The organism is Bradyrhizobium pachyrhizi (genome assembly GCF_001189245.1).
In the GTDB taxonomy this organism is placed as follows: domain Bacteria; phylum Pseudomonadota; class Alphaproteobacteria; order Rhizobiales; family Xanthobacteraceae; genus Bradyrhizobium; species Bradyrhizobium pachyrhizi.
In genome coordinates, this window is sequence record NZ_LFIQ01000024.1 from 191,148 (window position 1) to 191,659 (window position 512).

At 57.0% G+C, this 512-nt stretch carries 1 protein-coding gene; it reads right to left on the reverse strand.

Annotation, left to right across the window (positions count from 1 at the left end; genetic code table 11):
- Window positions 1-432, reverse strand: a 432-nt coding sequence (locus AKL29_RS44165; RefSeq protein ID WP_244481674.1) for an ABC transporter substrate-binding protein, incomplete at its 3' end; no start/stop codon positions are given.
- Window positions 433-512 lie beyond the last annotated feature (80 nt).

A 512-nucleotide genomic window follows, 5' to 3' on the forward strand; every position in this document is an offset into this window, starting at 1 on the left:
GTCGTTCCACTTGGTGGCGCCGGTCGCGACGAACAGCTGCGGGATCTTCTTGGAATTCAGGTATTTCTGGATCGCGGTGTTGGACGGGGTGCCGAGCGGGTTGAAGACGAGCAGCACCTCGTCGCTCTCGACCAGCTTGCGCACCTGCTCGACCGCCTTCGGCGGCGAATAGGCGTCGTCATAGCTGACGAAATTGACCTTGCGGCCGTTGATGCCGCCGCGATCGTTGATCATCTTGAAATAGGCTTCTTCGGTCTTGCCGATCACGCCGTAGGCGGAGGCTGGTCCCGAATAGGGGATGATGTTGCCGACCTTGATCTCGGTATCGCTTGCGCCGGTATCGTATTTCTTTTGGGCGAATGCGGCAGTGGACGTCGCGGCAACAGCAACGATCGCCGCGGAAATCGCGGCGATCCGAACGGTAGAAAGCATAATATCTCCTGGTTTGCTTCTATAGGCTCTTAACTGGTTTGAGCATGATCTCTTTCGGAAAACCGCTTCGCACTTTTCCG